This is a genomic window from Lachnospiraceae bacterium (assembly GCA_025758065.1).
Lineage (GTDB): Bacteria > Bacillota > Clostridia > Lachnospirales > Lachnospiraceae > Enterocloster.
The window spans coordinates 3,234,851-3,251,610 of sequence record CP107199.1 but is presented as its reverse complement, the minus strand read 5'-3'; the positions used below and the strand labels follow the sequence as shown (position 1 = coordinate 3,251,610).

The 16,760-nt window shown below is 40.9% G+C and carries 18 protein-coding genes and 1 CRISPR repeat array; of the genes, 15 read left to right on the top strand and 3 right to left on the bottom strand.

Annotated features, from left to right (window positions below; translation table 11 throughout):
* Nucleotides 1-14: 14 nt before the first annotated feature.
* The 7 genes from OGM16_15120 (at nucleotide 15) to OGM16_15090 (ending at nucleotide 7,807) form a co-directional block, all read left to right on the top strand.
* The gene (locus OGM16_15120; protein ID UYJ46116.1) at nucleotides 15-323 is read left to right on the top strand and encodes a LysM peptidoglycan-binding domain-containing protein; all 309 of its coding nucleotides are present in this window, start codon (nucleotides 15-17) and stop codon (nucleotides 321-323) included.
* Nucleotides 324-536: 213 nt separating this feature from the next.
* The gene (locus tag OGM16_15115; protein UYJ46115.1) at nucleotides 537-1,154 is read left to right on the top strand and encodes a DUF3793 family protein; all 618 of its coding nucleotides are present in this window, start codon (nucleotides 537-539) and stop codon (nucleotides 1,152-1,154) included.
* A 12-nt stretch (nucleotides 1,155-1,166) separates the two neighbouring features.
* Nucleotides 1,167-1,598, top strand: a complete 432-nt coding sequence (locus OGM16_15110) for a flavodoxin (protein ID UYJ46114.1) — start codon at nucleotides 1,167-1,169, stop codon at nucleotides 1,596-1,598.
* A gap of 173 nt (nucleotides 1,599-1,771) precedes the next feature.
* Nucleotides 1,772-3,091: an MATE family efflux transporter gene (locus tag OGM16_15105; protein ID UYJ46113.1), complete on the top strand. Its 1,320-nt coding sequence runs from the start codon at nucleotides 1,772-1,774 to the stop codon at nucleotides 3,089-3,091.
* 359 nt (nucleotides 3,092-3,450) lie between these two features.
* Nucleotides 3,451-4,626, top strand: a complete 1,176-nt coding sequence (locus OGM16_15100) for a DUF819 family protein (protein ID UYJ46112.1) — start codon at nucleotides 3,451-3,453, stop codon at nucleotides 4,624-4,626.
* A gap of 209 nt (nucleotides 4,627-4,835) precedes the next feature.
* Nucleotides 4,836-7,277 (top strand): glycoside hydrolase family 3 C-terminal domain-containing protein, encoded by a 2,442-nt coding sequence (locus tag OGM16_15095; protein ID UYJ46111.1) that lies wholly within the window; start codon nucleotides 4,836-4,838, stop codon nucleotides 7,275-7,277.
* Nucleotides 7,274-7,807 carry a GtrA family protein gene (locus OGM16_15090; protein UYJ46110.1) on the top strand — a complete coding sequence of 178 codons (534 nt, stop codon included), beginning with the start codon at nucleotides 7,274-7,276 and terminating at the stop codon, nucleotides 7,805-7,807. Before OGM16_15095 ends, OGM16_15090 begins: the two co-directional genes overlap by 4 nt.
* A 21-nt stretch (nucleotides 7,808-7,828) precedes the next feature.
* Here the strand turns inward: OGM16_15090 and OGM16_15085 are convergent, their stop codons facing one another.
* Both OGM16_15085 and OGM16_15080 read right to left on the bottom strand, forming a co-directional pair.
* On the bottom strand, nucleotides 7,829-8,893 hold the full coding sequence (locus tag OGM16_15085; GenBank protein UYJ46109.1) for a tyrosine-type recombinase/integrase: 1,065 nt from the start codon (nucleotides 8,891-8,893) through the stop codon (nucleotides 7,829-7,831).
* Nucleotides 8,894-8,924: 31 nt separating this feature from the next.
* Nucleotides 8,925-9,650 (bottom strand): tRNA 2-thiocytidine biosynthesis TtcA family protein, encoded by a 726-nt coding sequence (locus tag OGM16_15080; GenBank protein UYJ46108.1) that lies wholly within the window; start codon nucleotides 9,648-9,650, stop codon nucleotides 8,925-8,927.
* A gap of 229 nt (nucleotides 9,651-9,879) precedes the next feature.
* On the opposite strand from OGM16_15080, the gene OGM16_15075 reads away from it, so the two are divergent.
* From OGM16_15075 to OGM16_15050, 6 genes are all read left to right on the top strand, one after another.
* Nucleotides 9,880-10,173, top strand: a complete 294-nt coding sequence (locus OGM16_15075; protein ID UYJ46107.1) for a hypothetical protein — start codon at nucleotides 9,880-9,882, stop codon at nucleotides 10,171-10,173.
* 67 nt (nucleotides 10,174-10,240) lie between these two features.
* On the top strand, nucleotides 10,241-10,927 hold the full coding sequence (locus OGM16_15070) for an ATP-binding protein (protein UYJ46106.1): 687 nt from the start codon (nucleotides 10,241-10,243) through the stop codon (nucleotides 10,925-10,927).
* On the top strand, nucleotides 10,927-11,061 hold the full coding sequence (locus OGM16_15065) for a hypothetical protein (GenBank protein ID UYJ46105.1): 135 nt from the start codon (nucleotides 10,927-10,929) through the stop codon (nucleotides 11,059-11,061). The genes OGM16_15070 and OGM16_15065 overlap by 1 nt, the downstream gene beginning before the upstream one ends.
* Nucleotides 11,058-11,834 carry a hypothetical protein gene (locus tag OGM16_15060; GenBank protein UYJ46104.1) on the top strand — a complete coding sequence of 259 codons (777 nt, stop codon included), beginning with the start codon at nucleotides 11,058-11,060 and terminating at the stop codon, nucleotides 11,832-11,834. Before OGM16_15065 ends, OGM16_15060 begins: the two co-directional genes overlap by 4 nt.
* Nucleotides 11,743-13,104 (top strand): hypothetical protein, encoded by a 1,362-nt coding sequence (locus OGM16_15055; protein UYJ46103.1) that lies wholly within the window; start codon nucleotides 11,743-11,745, stop codon nucleotides 13,102-13,104. Before OGM16_15060 ends, OGM16_15055 begins: the two co-directional genes overlap by 92 nt.
* Nucleotides 13,105-13,124: 20 nt before the next feature.
* Nucleotides 13,125-13,373: a hypothetical protein gene (locus tag OGM16_15050; GenBank protein UYJ46102.1), complete on the top strand. Its 249-nt coding sequence runs from the start codon at nucleotides 13,125-13,127 to the stop codon at nucleotides 13,371-13,373.
* A 123-nt stretch (nucleotides 13,374-13,496) separates the two neighbouring features.
* On the opposite strand, the gene OGM16_15045 is transcribed toward OGM16_15050, so the two are convergent.
* Nucleotides 13,497-13,673 carry a hypothetical protein gene (locus OGM16_15045; GenBank protein ID UYJ46101.1) on the bottom strand — a complete coding sequence of 59 codons (177 nt, stop codon included), beginning with the start codon at nucleotides 13,671-13,673 and terminating at the stop codon, nucleotides 13,497-13,499.
* A 268-nt stretch (nucleotides 13,674-13,941) separates the two neighbouring features.
* On the opposite strand from OGM16_15045, the gene OGM16_15040 reads away from it, so the two are divergent.
* On the top strand, nucleotides 13,942-14,187 hold the full coding sequence (locus OGM16_15040; GenBank protein ID UYJ46100.1) for a hypothetical protein: 246 nt from the start codon (nucleotides 13,942-13,944) through the stop codon (nucleotides 14,185-14,187).
* Between the two features lie 329 nt (nucleotides 14,188-14,516).
* Nucleotides 14,517-15,494 carry a replication protein gene (locus tag OGM16_15035; GenBank protein UYJ46099.1) on the top strand — a complete coding sequence of 326 codons (978 nt, stop codon included), beginning with the start codon at nucleotides 14,517-14,519 and terminating at the stop codon, nucleotides 15,492-15,494.
* A 358-nt stretch (nucleotides 15,495-15,852) separates the two neighbouring features.
* Nucleotides 15,853-16,746: direct repeats of the CRISPR family, unit length 36 nt; unit sequence GTTTGAGTCCCATACATATTTACATCATTCTCAAAC.
* Nucleotides 16,747-16,760 lie beyond the last annotated feature (14 nt).

Genomic DNA, 16,760 nt, shown 5'->3' with positions numbered 1-16,760 from the left:
GAGGAGGAAACGTTATGAGGAGAAGAAGATTAGTAAGAAGACGGTTTTTGACAGGATGCTTTATCATGCTGCTTTTTGTTACCATTCTCACAGGACGGAGTATGCTCACGACTATGGCAGAAGAGGAACCTGTGACAGTAAGCCCATATTACCGGAGTGTGGAGATCAAAGAGGGAGACAGTCTGTGGAATATAGCCCGTCAGTACAAGAAGGGGAGCCATATGTCTACAGAAGAATACGTTAAGGAATTAAAACGAATGAATTCCCTTCGCTCTGATACGATCCATAAGGGCCAGTTCCTTACGGTTGTTTATTATAAGTAATTATTTTTAGAAAAATGAACGAATTAGGAATGTCATCATATTAAAAGGCACATTGAAAAATTCATATTTAGGAAAACTGCGCTTATTGAGAAATGTTTCTAATGAGAAAAGTTACCTGTAACCCTACTTGTTTTTTCGTGTTTTATCTGATAGGATATATAAAGAAGTTAGCTAACACTAACTATATTTTAACAGTAGTAAATGAGGTATCCTATGAGTAAAGAAACACTTGATCTGATGCTTAGCTTAAACAGGCAGGAACTGGAAATCCAGATCGCACTTCAGTGTGCGCCCCTTCTTACTGGACGTAAGATATCCAATCTTCTGACAGTAGACAGGAGTTTTCGCAGTGCAGTATTGGGGCTGTTCCGTTCCAGTGCCGTTTCCTGTTATGTTCTTTATGAGTCGGCTGACCGTATTACCTTTCTTTTGTATGTACGGGAAAAGCTGGAAGCTTATTTAAGAACAGAAAAGGTTAAGAAGCTGATGCTGGAGTTTGGATGCAGTGGGTGTACGCTTTCTAAGATCCTTTATAGCGTATCAGGACGTTACCGTGAGCATATGGAAGGAAATGGTGATTTTCCTCATGAGATTGGATTGCTTCTCGGATATCCGCCGGAAGATGTAATAGGTTTTATTGAAAACCGGGGACAGAATCCGCTATATATCGGATACTGGAAAGTATATTCCAATTTGGAAGAATGCCGGAAAGTATTTGCTGGATATGATCAGGCAAGAGAAAAAGTGATCCACATGGTATCTTCAGGAATGACTGTTAAAAACATTATGGAGCTGTATGATTTGCATTCATGCAAATTAATGGCAGTATAGGAGGAAGAATAAATGGACGAAATCATGGTAGTTTACTGGTCACAGACAGGAAACACAGAAGCTATGGCACAGGCAGTAGCACAGGGAATCGAAGAAGCTGGAAAGAAAGCAAAACTGGCAGAAGTATCTGCTGTATCTGCCACTGACCTGAAGGATGTAAAGGCATTTGCGTTAGGATGCCCTGCAATGGGAGCTGAGGTTCTGGAAGAAGATGAGATGGAACCATTTGTAGCAGAGGTAGAAGGATTTGCAGCAGGTAAAACTGTTGGTCTGTTTGGCTCCTATGGCTGGGGTGATGGACAGTGGATGCGTGACTGGGAAGAACGTATGAAAGCAGCAGGTGCTGAAGTTGCATGTGGCGAAGGTGTTATTACCCAGGAAACTCCAGATGATGATGCATTAGCTAAGTGTAAGGAATTAGGAAAGACACTGGCAGCAGTTTAATTTTATTTTAAAGTAAATAACCGCATATAAATCTATTTACCGCAAAGCAGGCAGTAAAATGTTTCCTGTTTTGCGGTATTTTTGTTTGTTGATACCATGGTCATTTACAGAATCAGAAAAAACATCTATAATACCATTCAGTGTAAAAAATGCAAAAGAGGAGAAGCAGTTATATGGATATCAAAAAGCAGTTTATCCGCTATGTATCCCAGAATATGTTAGGCATGCTGGGTATGTCTTTGTATATTCTCGCAGATACTTATTTTATATCAAAAGCAGTAGGAGCAGATGGTATTACAGCATTGAATCTGGTACTTCCTGTATATAATTTGATCTTCGCCATTGGAGCTATGATCGGTGTAGGTTCTGCTATCCGTTTTGTGATAGAGAGAAATAAGGAAAATCCAGAGGCAGAAAGCTATTTCTTTCATGCTCTGTTCTGGGCCGGGATCATCAGCCTTGTATTCATTGCAGCCGGGATTTTCTGCCCGGATCAGGTGATCAGGCTTATGGGTGGAGATGAACAGATTATAGCAACAGGAAAAAGCTATACCCGTATTTTTATGACATTTGCCCCATTATTTATGTGGAATCATATTTGTAATGCTTTTGTACGAAATGATGGAAGCCCTATGATCGCTATGATGGCTACACTGTTTAGCAGTTTGTTTAATATTGTATTCGATTATATTCTTATGTTCCCTTTTAGTATGGGTATGCCGGGAGCAGCCCTTGCAACAGCTCTTTCACCAGTAGTAGGTATGTTGATCTGTCAGCTGCATTTTCGTTCAAAAAAGTGTACCGTATCTTTTTTGCCGGTGATGCCATCGTTAAAAAGGCTCATTTTTTCCTGTCAGGTGGGAGTTTCTGCCTTTGTAGGAGAGATATCTTCCGGTGTGATCACTACAGCTTTTAATTTGATCATATTGCGGCTGGCTGGAAATACCGGTGTTGCAGCCTATGGTGTAGTAGCCAATATCTCTCTGGTGGCAGTAGCACTGTTTAACGGTATATCCCAGGGTTCCCAGCCTCTGCTTAGCAGTTTCTATGGAAAGTCAGATAAAAAGGCTTTAGAGAAAGTAATAGGCCTTAGTTTAAGGACAGCAGCAGTTACGGCTGTATGTATATATGCAGTGATCTATTTGTGGTCGGAACCAATTGCTGGTATTTTTAACCAGGAACATAACAAAGAACTGGCGGCTATGGCCAGATTTGGTCTGAAGTTGTATTTTATTGGTTTCTTTTTTGCCGGTATCAATATAGTAGGAACAGGTATATTAAGTGCGGTGGAGTCAGTTAAATGGGCATTCACAGCTTCCGTTTCCCGTGGATTTGTTATGATCCTTCTTTCGGCCTTTACTATGTCTGCAGTTTGGGGGATGACAGGTATATGGCTGGCTTTTCCGGCAGCAGAATTTATTACTATGGGAATGACTCTCGCAGGTGTTTGGGGATTTTTTTCTAAAGTAAATCTTGTTGGGAAATCCCTATAAGAAGGCTATAGAAAGTCTTGTTGAGAAATCGTTAAAATTGACTTTCTGCGTATTATAACTTATAATAAGGAAGGAGAAAGTCAAAAGAAGAGGTTAGGGGTAGGGAAGTTACAAAAATTCAAATGTAATTTACAAGTCCAGAAAAATCTTCTGGACCTTTTTTTGCCTTTTAGCCAGTTCTTATATCGGTATTATAAAATGTTTTCCTGGAGTCATTTCTCACAAAATCAGGAACAGGGAGATTCCGGCAGAACATAAAAAGGAGAAGGAGGGGCAATTAAATTACAACCGGTTATTTTGACTTGCTTCTAAGAGAAAAACAGGCTGTCGCAAAATGACAGCAGAATGGGAGTTTACAAATGATTCATGACGGGTTTATCTATCTTGGCACTTTGATGCTGCTAGCAGCGATTTTAGTCAATCTTCCTGTATACCTGAAGGGAAAAGGCGCACAGAAATTTTTTAAGTTTGCACCGCCTATTGTTTTGCTCTATTTAGGTATGATGCTTTTATGTACTATGAAAATGTGGAACCTGGAAGATACAGCTGCAACTTATAAGGCAGTAAAAAACCCACTGCTGTATGCAATGTTGTTTTTAATGCTGCTGCGCTGTGATCTTAAGAAGATCATCAAATTAGGACCGAAAATGCTGATTGGTTTCTTTGCAGCCAGCCTTTCTATTTGTACTGGTTTTATAGTAAGTTATGCTATTTTCCATAAAATGTTAGGCCCAGACAGCTGGAAAGCACTGGGGGCATTGTGTGGAAGCTGGTTAGGCGGAAGTGGAAATATGCTGGCTGTACAGGCGGTTTTAGATGTAAGTGAGGAAAGCATGGCATATTCACTGGTAATTGATTCTGTTTGTGCGGTAATGTATGTTATGTTCCTTCTGTGGGCCATTAACTTTTCAAAGGAATTTAACGCATGGACCAAAGCAGATGTACGTCTGATCAATGAAGTTGGCGCTTCTCTGGAAGAGGAGGCAAAAGCAAACACCAAACCTCTTACATGGAAGAGCATGCTTCTTTTAATTGGTGTATCATTCTTCATTTCTGCTATTTCCAAGGATGTAGGAAGTATGGTTGCAAATGCACTGCCTGTTTTTGACAGTGCAACCTGGACTGTTCTTCTGGTAACTGCTGTTGGACTGCTGGTGGCTATGACTCCATTTGGAAAATTAAAAGGAACAGAAGAGGTATCTAATATCATCCTTTATGTTGAGATTGCCCTGATCGCTTCCAGAGCAGATATTTCTGCTATGGGTAATGCACCTGTATGGCTGGCAGCTGGCTTCCTGATCCTTCTGATCCATGTAGCTGTTATGGTCATTCTTGCAAAGGTGATCAAAATGGATATCTTTACCTGTGCCGTTGCATCTTTAGCAAACGTTGGTGGAACTGCTACTGCACCTGTACTTGCAGGCGCATACAGTAGTGCTTTAGTTCCGGTAGGTATTCTTATGGCACTTCTGGGTAATATTATTGGTACACCAGGAGGTGCATTTGTGGGACATTTAATGAGTCTGATCGGATAGTAGTTTCTGTCAGATAAGTCAGATAAGTAAAAAGGTATTCCGGGATCATGAAAAAATGATCTGCGGAATACCTTTTTTAGATCCACGCTTTGAAGATTTTTTCTGTTTTTTTGCTTAAAAAGTGTTATATGGCAATTAGTTTGATATAATAGGTGCTGCAAATAAATGTCAGGAAATGAAAGATATACAGTCATTAAAGAGGAAATGATATGAAACATGAAGAATTACTTTTAAAATTAACACTGGAGGAAAAAGCGGCACTTTTGAGCGGCAAAACAGTATGGCAGACACGGGATATCCCACGCTTTAAGATACCGTCTGTTTTTCTTTCTGACGGCCCACATGGGATCCGCAGGCAGGCGGGATCAGGGGATCATCTGGGTTTAAATGCCTCTTTAAAGGCAACCTGTTTTCCGACAGCGGCAGCTATTGCAAACAGCTGGGATCCGGAGCTTGGAGAAGAGATTGGCAAAGCACTGGGAGAAGAAGCAGCTGCCCAGAATGTAAATATTGTACTAGGTCCAGGGCTTAACATGAAAAGAAGTCCTCTTTGCGGAAGAAATTTTGAGTATTTTGCGGAAGATCCTTATCTGGCAGGAAAAATGGCAGCTGCTTATATACGGGGTATCCAGAGTCAGGGCGTATATGCCTGTCCAAAGCATTTTGCAGTAAACAGCCAGGAAGAACGGCGCATGGCTATGAATGCAGTGGTAGATGAGAGGACTCTTCGAGAAATCTATCTGACAGGTTTTGAGATTGCAGTCAGAGAAGGCAATGCCAAAGCTATTATGACCAGCTACAATGAGGTAAATGGGGAATATGCCAATGAGAATAAAAAGCTGCTGCTAGATATTTTAAGAAAGGAATGGGGCTTTGACGGACTGGTGGTTACAGACTGGGGCGGTTCTAATGATCATGTAAAAGGAGTGATGTGTCAGTCAGACCTGGAAATGCCGGCACCTGGGCTTGACTCGGCCAGAGAGCTGGTTACAGCTGTAAATGAAGGGCGTCTTTCCATGAAAGATATAGATCTTTGTGTGGATCATGTTTTAGATGCAGTATTGGATCTGAAACAAAAAGCAGAGGAAAAAAAGTCAGTTTTTGATGAGAAAGCCCATCACGCATTAGCCAGAAAAGCAGCTGCAGAAAGTGCTGTCCTTTTAAAGAATGAAGATAATATACTTCCGTTAAAGCCGGGAACCAGGATCGCGCTCATTGGTGATTTCGCTTTTGTACCACGCTATCAGGGCGCAGGATCTTCTATGGTAAATCCTTTTAATGTGGAATCCATGGACCAGCTGATTGATGAGTATGATCTTCAGGTAATTGGAAAAGCTCATGGATATACACGCAATGGAGAACCAGATGCAGATGCAGATTTAGAAAAAGAAGCATTAGAGGCAGCTGCCGGAGCAGATGTGGTCCTTTACTGTTTTGGGCTGGACGAGGTTAGTGAATCAGAAGGGAAAGACCGGGAACACATGCGTCTGCCTCAGAACCAGCTCCGGTTGTTAAATGAACTGGTAAAAGTAAATGAAAATATTGTGGGTATTTTAAGTGCAGGTTCTTCCATTGAGATGTCCTGGCAGTATGATTTAAAGTCAATCCTTCACAGTTACCTAGGCGGAGAGGCAGGTGCTGGGGCAATCCTGGATATCTTGACCGGAAAGATAAATCCTTCCGGCCGTCTGGCGGAGACTTATCCGCTGCGGTATGAGGATACGCCTGCATTTCAGTATTATCCTGCTTCTGAGCGTACATCAGAGTATCGTGAAGGACCTTTTATGGGCTATCGCTATTATGATACAAGTATGGTACTTTTCCGGTATCCGTTTGGATATGGCCTTTCCTATACAGAGTTTGCCTATTCAGCTTTGGAAGTGGATGAAAAAGAGGTACAATTGACTGTCACAAATGTAGGAGAGCGGGATGGGGCAGAGGTTGTCCAGCTTTATGTCGGCTTTCCGGACTCCGTTGTATTCCGCCCGCAGAAGGAATTAAAAGGCTTTCAGAAGGTCTTTTTAAAAGCGGGGGAAAGTAAAAGGGTGCATATTCCATTTGACGATAAAACTTTTCGCTACTGGAATGTAAAAACAGGACAATGGGAGATAGAAGAAGGAGAATATCTGCTTATGGTGGGAGCCAGTGTGTCAGATATCCGGTTGTCCGGAAAATTATGGGTGGCGGGAACCACAAAAGAAATACCCTATGAAAAGAAAAAATTGCCTTCTTATTACAGCGGACGGATCAGTAATGTGGGAGCAGAGGAATTTGAAGTTCTTTTGGGACATCCTGTTCCTGATGGAAAATGGAAGGGCGAACTGGGGATTAATGATGCTATCTGCCAGATGTATTATGCCAAAAGCCGTCTGGCTCGTCTGGTTTACTGCATATTGACAGATAAAATAAAAAAGAGTGAAGGAAAAGGCAAACCGGATTTAAACTTATTGTTTATCTATAACATGCCATTTCGCGGAATCGCAAAGATGACAGGTGGTGCTGCAAGCATGGAAATGGCAAGAGGAATCGTTGATATGGTTAATGGAAAGTGGCTTTCTGGCACCAAAAGGGTAATTAAAGGATATTTCCGTAATAATAAAGAGAACAAAAAATATGAAAAACAGTTGGAAGGTAAGGAGAAGAGAGAATGAAATCAGGAAAAAGAAGGATTAAGAGCTGGATCGACAAACATCCAGCCGCCTGGGAATTTATTCTATTTAATGTGCTGTCTAATGTGGCTACATTTGTGAATTTTATAGCAATGTGGATCTGTACAGCTTTCCTGTTTACCTCTTTAGAGGAAATCCCATTTTGTTTTTTCGTTTTCCATTATACTCAGGTAGAAAATGACCTGGGATTGGGTGGATTTTTAAGCTTTCTTGTAGCAACAGCAGCTGCCCAGACCATTAATTTCTATGTACAGAAAAACTTTGTATTCCGCTCCAATGCAGCATTTACAAGAGCCGTACCAAGATACATCTGTCTTGCAGTGGTACTGGTTATTGTATCTGCAGCACTTCCTGCCTACAGCCAGGCATTTTTCAAAAATCTGGGGCTTCCACAGGCGTTGGTTCCTACGCTGGCTAATGGAGTGAATATTGTGGTACAGGTAGTGCTCAGTTATCCGGCAATGAAGTTCTGGATCATGCCGGAAAAATTGCCTGACAAGGATAGTTTCTAATTAGTTGGCTTTTTAATCTAATCATTTTCCATCTATCTCCCTTAATTTTACTGCATTACGGGCGCTGCGGCGGCGCTCGTCCTCAAGGGCAGCGTAGTGCTTTTTGGTGGTATTTACGTCTGAGTGTCCTAGAACATCAGCAACCAGATAAATATCACCGGTTTCACGGTAAAGATTAGTTCCGTAGGTGCTTCGAAGTTTATGTGGGGTGATCTTTTTTAATGGGGTAACGATCCTGGCATATTTTTTAACTAAGTTTTCCACACTGCGTACATTCATACGTTTCTTCTGAAGAGAAAGGAAGAGAGCATTTTCACTGCCTTCCTCAGGGATAATGCTGTTTCGTTCATCCAGGTAATCCTGAAGCGCAGTTTCTACTTCTGTGCCAAAATAAACAGTAACCTCTTTTCCGCCTTTTCGATGGATATGGATTCCGCCATTTTTAAAATCAATATCGTTTAAATCTAATCCTACACATTCAGAAACACGGATGCCGGTTCCAAGAAGAAGGGTTAGAAGAGCAAGGTCGCGCAGTTTAGTCCGGTTGTGGAAAGCTTTCTGTTTATCCGTCAGACCATCCCCTTGTTCCACAGCATCCAAAAGGAGAGCAACTTCGTCAATATCAAGACGTATGATCTCTTTTTCATGAAGTTTTGGAAGCTGGACCAGGGCAGCAGGATTTGTTTTCAGCTTTTCTGTACGGAAAAAATAGTTGTAAAAGCTTTTTAAAGAAGAAATTTTGCGCATTATTCCCCGTTCTTTGTTAATGATTTCCTGATTATGCTCATTAAAACGGTATTTTAAATACTCCATATATTCTTCTAAATCTGTTACCGAGATCTGATCTAAATAATCTAAAGTAAGATCCATTCTCTCCATTTTGGAAAATACGGGATTTTCTTTTTTAAGGAAATCGAAAAATACAGAGAGATCGTATGCATAGGCAATACGAGTCCTGGTAGAAGTTCTTGGTTCGATCCCACGAAAAAATTCAGTGCAGAAGGGTGGGAGAGTCGTCATCATTTCCCTGAGTTTTTTAATATTTTCAATATCTTTTTGCTCGTAATAAGGTAAAGTTGTTGCCATAATTAATGTATGCCTCGTTCATAGATTTTTATTATTTGGAAAGCTTGGGCCAATCTTCAAAATTCCCGTTAATGACTGCGTGAAATAAACGTTCCCGTACACCGGGAGAGTCCGTATTCAGAGTCCGAATCAGATTTTTGACGTATTCCCGGTGCGTGTGTCCATCCATAGGACATGGATTTTTACAAACGGGAAGCTGGTATTTATTTTTGAAGCCTTTTACATCAGCTTCAGAAACCAGCATCAGAGGCCGGATCACGGTTAAATCTGTACGGTCAAGATGAGTGACTGGCGGAAATGCATAAAAACGCCCCTCGTATAAAAGTGACATTAATGCAGTTTCAATCAGATCATCCTTATGGTGTGCGTAGGCAATCTTGTTGCAGCCAAGTTCCAGAGCTTTCTGGTTTAGGGCGCCTTTTCGCATTTTTGCACAAAGAGAACATGGATTAGCCTCATTACGGGCCTCAAAAAGGATTTTTCCAATCTCAGTGGAGATAATTTCATAAGGAACGTTAAAATCCGCACAGAGAGTCTTTACAGGCTCTAAATTCATGGTATCAAGTCCCATGTCTACAGTAATGGCAGATAAGGTAAAATGTTTGGGATAAAATTTCTGAAGTTGAGACAGCCCATACAGCAAAGTAAGGCTGTCTTTACCTCCGGAAATACCAATGGCAATATGGTCGCCGTGTTCAATCATCTGGTATTGGTCGATAGCCTGACGAAGAAGGCTTAAGAGACGTTGGAGTTTCATCTGGAAAAGAGGATCCTTTCTGTAATTTGTAATATGCAAGCAGTGAATAGTTTACATAATTAATTTATGTAAACTGACAAAGGTTTATAAGTGAATGAATAAAATATAAGAGAAAAGTATACGTAACTATTCGTTAAACTATTCTTTCGCGAATAGTTACATTTCACTCTTCATTCGGTATCTGCCTGTTCTTTGGGCTGATATAAAAAATATTATAGGAGGTTTTTGTATGGATGTCAAAGAAACTGTAAAAAAGTCTTTTCTTCCTGTGGCTACTGGTCTTGCTTCCGCTGGTCTTGCTGTCCCGGCTTTTGCTGAGGGGCCTACCACAACGGTAGTAACTGCGTCTGATTGGTCTAGCGTGATCTCTGCACTGACTGCCCAGATCTCTGTCAGTACGATTATCGCAGCTCTTGCAACGTTTGTGGCTGCTGGTATCGGTATCGTCTTCATGTGGTGGGGACTTCGTAAAGGTATCCGTTCTCTTATGGCAGCATTCCGCAAGGGTCGAATGTCCATTTAATATTTTTTGTTCCTTTGTTTCCGGGGGCTTGCCGATTGGTAAGCTCCTTTTTTGTTAGGTGGTGCTTATGGAATTGAATCTACTTGACGGCTCACTTAATCCGGTCAATGTGGGCCGTGTCATAAAACATAACCATGATTTTTATAGATCCCATCCCGGTTACTTCCGTCCGGAAGGCTTGCTTGTCTTCTGCGGTGAACAGGGGTCGGGGAAAACTCTTTCGGCGGTGCAATATGTTAAGAAGCTTTGTAATGAATATCCTGATGCAATATTGTGTACTAATGTTCAAATTAATGGGCTTGATCCTCGAACGCATGTAATTGAGTATGACGGTCTTGATTGTCTTAAGAATCTTGAAAATGGTTACTTCGGTGTGATCTACCTGATTGATGAGATCCATCTTGAGTTTAATTCTCTTGAATCAAAGAATATTGATATTGAGGTCATGATCGAAGTCAGCCAGCAACGTAAACAGCGTAAACATATCATTGGTACCAGTCAGGTGTATGGCCGTCTTGCTAAACCTTTTAGGGAACAGATCCGTAACGTGGTCTTGTGTTCCAACTTCTGCAAGATCTTACAGATCAATACTCTCATTGATGGCAGCAAGTCTGTTGAAAAAGACGGTAAACTGATCACGGAATCGGTCAAGCGTTTCTACTGGTTTCATGATCCGGCTCTGTATGACAGTTATGATACGTATGCAAAAATGAAACGATATAAGAAAGAATGGCAAGGTAGGAGGTTAAGTTAATGGTACAGGAAGCTATCAATCTGTTTGCTGATGTTGTGGCTGCTGCTATCCCTTATGCAGTAGTCTTCGCTCTCGGTCAGCGCCTGGTAACAATGTTCCTGGGCATGGCATTTAAGGGGCATGTTGAATTATGATGAGGTGGAAAAATGTTGTATTATGCAGTTTGTTTCTTTGCGTTATGGGGTCTGTGCCGGTGTATGCGGATGAGTACACGCTTACTGCGGAAAGTTATGCGTCTGATTCGCAGAACTCTTCTGCTCCGTCACTGGATGTAAATTCCTGGCTTGCTACTGTCCCGGATGATATGGACTTTGATACTTATCAGGAGATCATGGCTCTCATGCATCCGGAACTGGCTGATGATTATGAGGAAGAAGAGTTACCAGATGAGGATGTTGATGTTGCTTCCTCATCTACGGCTAGGCGCTCCCGTACGAATGTGACTTATAATAATGTGTCTGTGGCATCTAACTATGTCCCGGATAATGACCAGATCAGTACGTCTGTATTGCAGTATTTCAGGGATATGGTGGTCAAGCTCCCGTATGGTACTGATTACGTCTTTTTCAGGGTCAATGACTATGAATATCGTCTTGTGTATGGTAAAGAGCTTAGTTACTCCAATGGTGTGTTCAGTGGGTCTGATATGAGCTATGTCAGATACTATCGTCAGAGTTCTGGCAATTATTATTATGATTGGTTGCTTGCATCCGGTTCAGAGGGTGATTTCAAGTTAACACCGAATGGCTATATGGTCTATACGAATGTTCCTGAAGCTGATCTTTATCCTACAATGTCAGGGGGTGTGTATTCTTATGAAACGTATGCGGTTGTATTTGTCCTTGTGCTTACTCTTCTGTTTAACATTGTCCATGCCTTTTTCTTCGTTGGCAAGTACCGCATCTAGTTCCAATGCCATGCGTGTTCCTCGTGCTTCCTGGTCTAATGCTTCTAAAGCATGGGATGACTTTAAGGATAGTTTTGACCGGATTAATGATGTTGGTACTGTGTCTGGTGATGATATTACTGTAGCTGCTTCTGGGCCTGATGCAAATTATGGGAAAACTTGGTGGCTTATGGCTTGGTTTACTAATAATACTGGTGTAAAACTTGTCTGGAATGATACGTATGGTTATTATCGCTTGCCTGATGAGTATATAGGTAAGGGTTATAAAATTTATAATGTTCGTTTGTGCATCTCTCAGAGTAGGTTACCTTCGTCTGGTACGTATCTTTTTAAGTATGATTTGGTTCAAGGTTCTGTTGTTAATAAGATTTTTAGGGCTGATCTGCAATTTGATATAGTTCAAAAAAATACGTTGGATATATTTCCTAAATATCAGGGTGTGACTTGTAATCAATCTGGTTCTCATATTTCTGGTAGTTACAATGTTACGATTCCTAGTCGTTGTGTTAGGTTGTCTTTATTGTTATATCCATACGGGGATGATCCGGCTGTTAATTTTTCTGGTGTATCATTTTCATTCGGTCAGATCCCTGATTCCTCTGTAGGTACTGCTGATTCCGGTGTTAAATCTGATCCGTCTCAGGATACAGCTAATAACACTGCTACTATCGCAGAAAACTCTAACCGTCAAGTTGAACAGGGTGATTCTATCATTGAACTGATTAAGAATACGATCCAGACTATATCTAGCCAGTTAGAAAGCTTCTGGAATCAGCTCGCTGGTGAGTTTACGAATCTTTACAACAAAATGAATCAGCAGCATGCGGAGAAGCTTCAATCCGATCAGGACACAAGGGACACGATCACGGAAGAATCGGAGAAGTCAAGGAACTTTATAGTTGACGGTATCATCAATGGCCTTAAATCACTGTTCATTCCGTCTGATGACTATTTCAAGGCTTGGTTTGATGATATGTATGCGTTCTTCAATGACCGCTTTGGTTTCCTTATGTTCCCAGTAGATCTGCTTGTTCAGATGGTCAATCTTTACCTGAATGCTGATTCTTCCTTTGTTGGTGTTCCGTTCCCTGAATTTAAATGGATTGATGGTACTGTGGTGATCCCGGCGCAGAATGTCCAGTTTACTTTCCTTGAAACTGATTGGGGTCAGGGCATCCAGCAGAAACTTTACTTTGTTGGTAATATCATTATGATTGGTGCGCTTCTCTCCCTCATGCACCGTAAATTTGAGGAGGTGTTAAGGAATTGATCCTTCAAGCTGTATTCGATTTGGTCAGAAATGTAATCAAGGTTGTATTTGGCTGGATCAATCTCCCGGCCATGCCCGAAGCTGTGACTTCTGTTATTGATGAGTTGTTTGCTCTGCTCCGTGGATCCGTGGGGATGCTGGGTGTGTTCGTGGATTTGTCAATGCTCAAGATCCTGTTGCCTGTGCTTCTGATCGTGATCAACTTTGAGCATGTATGGAAGTTTACAATGTTCATCTTGCGTAAGATCCCGTTTCTTGGGATTGAGTGATTGCAAGACAAGCCCCCTAGGCGCTGCCGGGGGCTTGTTGTCTGTCTAATTGTATATACAAATGTTTTGCTGCAGCGTTTAATTGTGTACACAAAATCAATGCTGCAGCGTTTAATTGTCTGTCTACTCTTCTATTTTGATCTCTCCGTGTATTTCTTCATAGTCATCTATGAATTTTTCTACAATGTACTTTGTCATATCACTGGCACTTTTTCTTTTTAGCTTTTTAGATAAGCTATTGAATTTTTGATAATATGTGTCATCCAGTAGATATTGCATTTTGTTCTTATTGGTTGGCATTTTTCTTCCTTTCTTCAAAAAAGTGATTGACTTTTATTCACCCATTTGCTATATTGGAAGTGGATAGAAGTGATTCACTTTTATTCACTAATTTATTCAATTTAATTGTACCAGATTTCCCAGTCTGGTACAAGGTTCAAGCAGTTTGTTAGCCAGTATTCTATTGAGAAATCTGGTGGCTGTCGATTGTGGATAATCCACACGCTGCGTTGATGTAAACTCCGCAGTTGCGAACTTTGACAACAAAATAAAAAAGGATGGTGACAAAATGAAAGTCAAGGTTACAGGTTTTAGAAAAGTCAACTTTACTGATCAGAGTACAGGCCGTACTGTTAATGGTACATCTTTATATGTGGTGTATCCTGATCCTGATGTTGTTGGTGAACGGTCTGATAAGTTTTTCATTGATGATAACTTGAACTTGGATCTGTCCCAGGTTCTTCCAGGTGTTGCGCTCAACCTGATGTTTAATCGCCGGGGCAAGGTATCCAGCTTTGATATTGTTAAAAACTAAAAATCTGCTTTTCATACTGGCGGTCGGGGGTCTGTCCGCCCCTGTCCGCACTCTCTCCCCGGAGATGCCCGCGTTTCCTTGTTCGCTCCCAGTGCCAAGGCTCGTAGTGGGTTTAGTTCGTCATGGTAGGCCGTCAGGCCGTGCGGATTCTGCGTTGCGCTCCCCTACGCGCGCGTATTATTAGACTTATTCAAGAAGTTCCTGGTATAGTATTACCCAGGAACTTCTGTCGCAAGGTCCAACAAACCTTTTAAAACCTAGGCTTTCCAGTCTGCGACAACTTATGTCGCAATCGTCGCTGTCGCAATTACAAACTTTGGAGGTCGCATATGGGAAAGGATTCGCAATCGCGTAAATGGCAGCTAACAATCAATAATCCTGTTGAAAAGGGTTATACACATGAGGTTATTAAGTCTATCTTGATTGACATGAAATCACTTGTTTACTGGTGTATGGCAGATGAGATAGGTGAACAGGGAACTTATCATACACATATATATCTTCAAGGCCGTGGCGCTATTCGGTTCAGTACGTTGAAAAGTCGTTTTGAGCCTGCTCATTTTGAGATGGGTAAAGGTACAGCGCTCCAGAATTATGAGTATATCACAAAAACAGGCAAGTGGGAAGCTGATAAGAAGCATGAGACTTGCGTGGATGGTACTTTTGAGGAGTGGGGCGAAATGCCTGTAGAGCGTCAAGGTGCCAGGAATGATCTAGCCGACTTGGTCTCTATGATCGCTTCGGGCATGTCTGATTATCAGATCATTCAAGAAATGCCGGAAGCAATGCTACAGCTTGATAAAATTAGTCAAACTCGTCAAGTTCTTATATCGGAGACTGCTCGCAAAGTATGGCGCGACATATCTGCTTATTATGTGTGGGGTGACACGGGCACAGGTAAAACAAGGTCTATCATGGAAAAATATGGATATGATGATGTTTTCCGTGTGACTGATTATATGCATCCCTTTGATAACTATCATGGTCAAAACACCATTGTTTTTGAGGAGTTCCGTTCAGGGTTTCGTATCTCTGACATGCTCAACTATCTTGATGGCTATCCTCTCGAGCTTCCTTGCCGGTACGCTAATAAATGGGCTTGCTACCATAATGTTTACATAGTCTCTAATATTCCTCTTTCTGAACAGTACCGCAATCAGCCTATAGAATCTTTTAATGCGTTTTTACGTAGGTTAAAAGGTGCGATTCATTTTAGTAAGAAAGGGATTATATATAATGATATTGAGATCCATGCAGATGGGTTTCAACTTGTATTATCTGGTGAAAAAATACCATTTGATAACTAGTTCGCGAAAGAACTGTTTAGCAAATAATAGATGGACGAGCGCCGTCCAGATCAAGGAAAATGATGTCCGGCGCTATCGATTATTCGCTAAACATTTGTACACTTTCGCGAATAGTTACATGTCACTCTCATCATCAAAATATAACTAGTATTTTTAAGAATTTAAATAAATAATTAAAAGCCTCAGTGTTTATCCAAGGCTTTTTTAATATATGTTTAAAATTGTTCTTACTTACATCATTCTCAATTCGGATAACACTTTTTGGTTGTTAGCCGTACAGCTGTTCTGCAACTTCCATTGTTTAAGATATTTTACATCATTCTCAAACCGGAAAATCACCAAGCAGAATTCCAAAATAGTTTGAGTCCCATGCATATTTACATCATTCTCAAACGGATTAGCAACATACATTACGAATAACCCAGTTTGAGTCCCATACATATTTACATCATTCTCAAACCGTCACTTGACTCACCTCCTACTTTCTTTCGTTTGAGTCCCATACATATTTACATCATTCTCAAACCCCTGTTCGTGCTGAAAGACGATATCCGTTGTTTGAGTCCCATACATATTTACATCATTCTCAAACATACGTTGGATGTGCCAGTAGATATCACAAGTTTGAGTCCCATACATATTTACATCATTCTCAAACGCGGTTGCTGTGGGAATGTTCAATGGATTGGTTTGAGTCCCATACATATTTACATCATTCTCAAACTATCGTGTAAAGGAGATGGAAACATGGGCTGTTTGAGTCCCATACATATTTACATCATTCTCAAACCTCACATGCGAATTCTGACTTGAGGTGTACGTTTGAGTCCCATACATATTTACATCATTCTCAAACGAGTTTTTCACATTCTGGTAAACAATCTAAGTTTGAGTCCCATACATATTTACATCATTCTCAAACAGCAACGTATTAAATGTTATCCCTGACTTAGTTTGAGTCCCATACATATTTACATCATTCTCAAACTACAGCTTCTTTGATGTCCTCTAAATCGTAGTTTGAGTCCCATACATATTTACATCATTCTCAAACTGCGGAAGCAATCGCAGGCAGTGTGGAAATGTTTGAGTCCCATACATATTTACATCATTCTCAAACTATAATGAGCACAAAGGAGGTATCTATCAAGTTTGAGTCCCATACATATTTACATCATTCTCAAACAGATCTGTAGCGTTAGCTTTGGCAGCAATAGTTTGAGTCCCATACATATTTACATCATTCTCAAACCTCAAAGTTAAAAA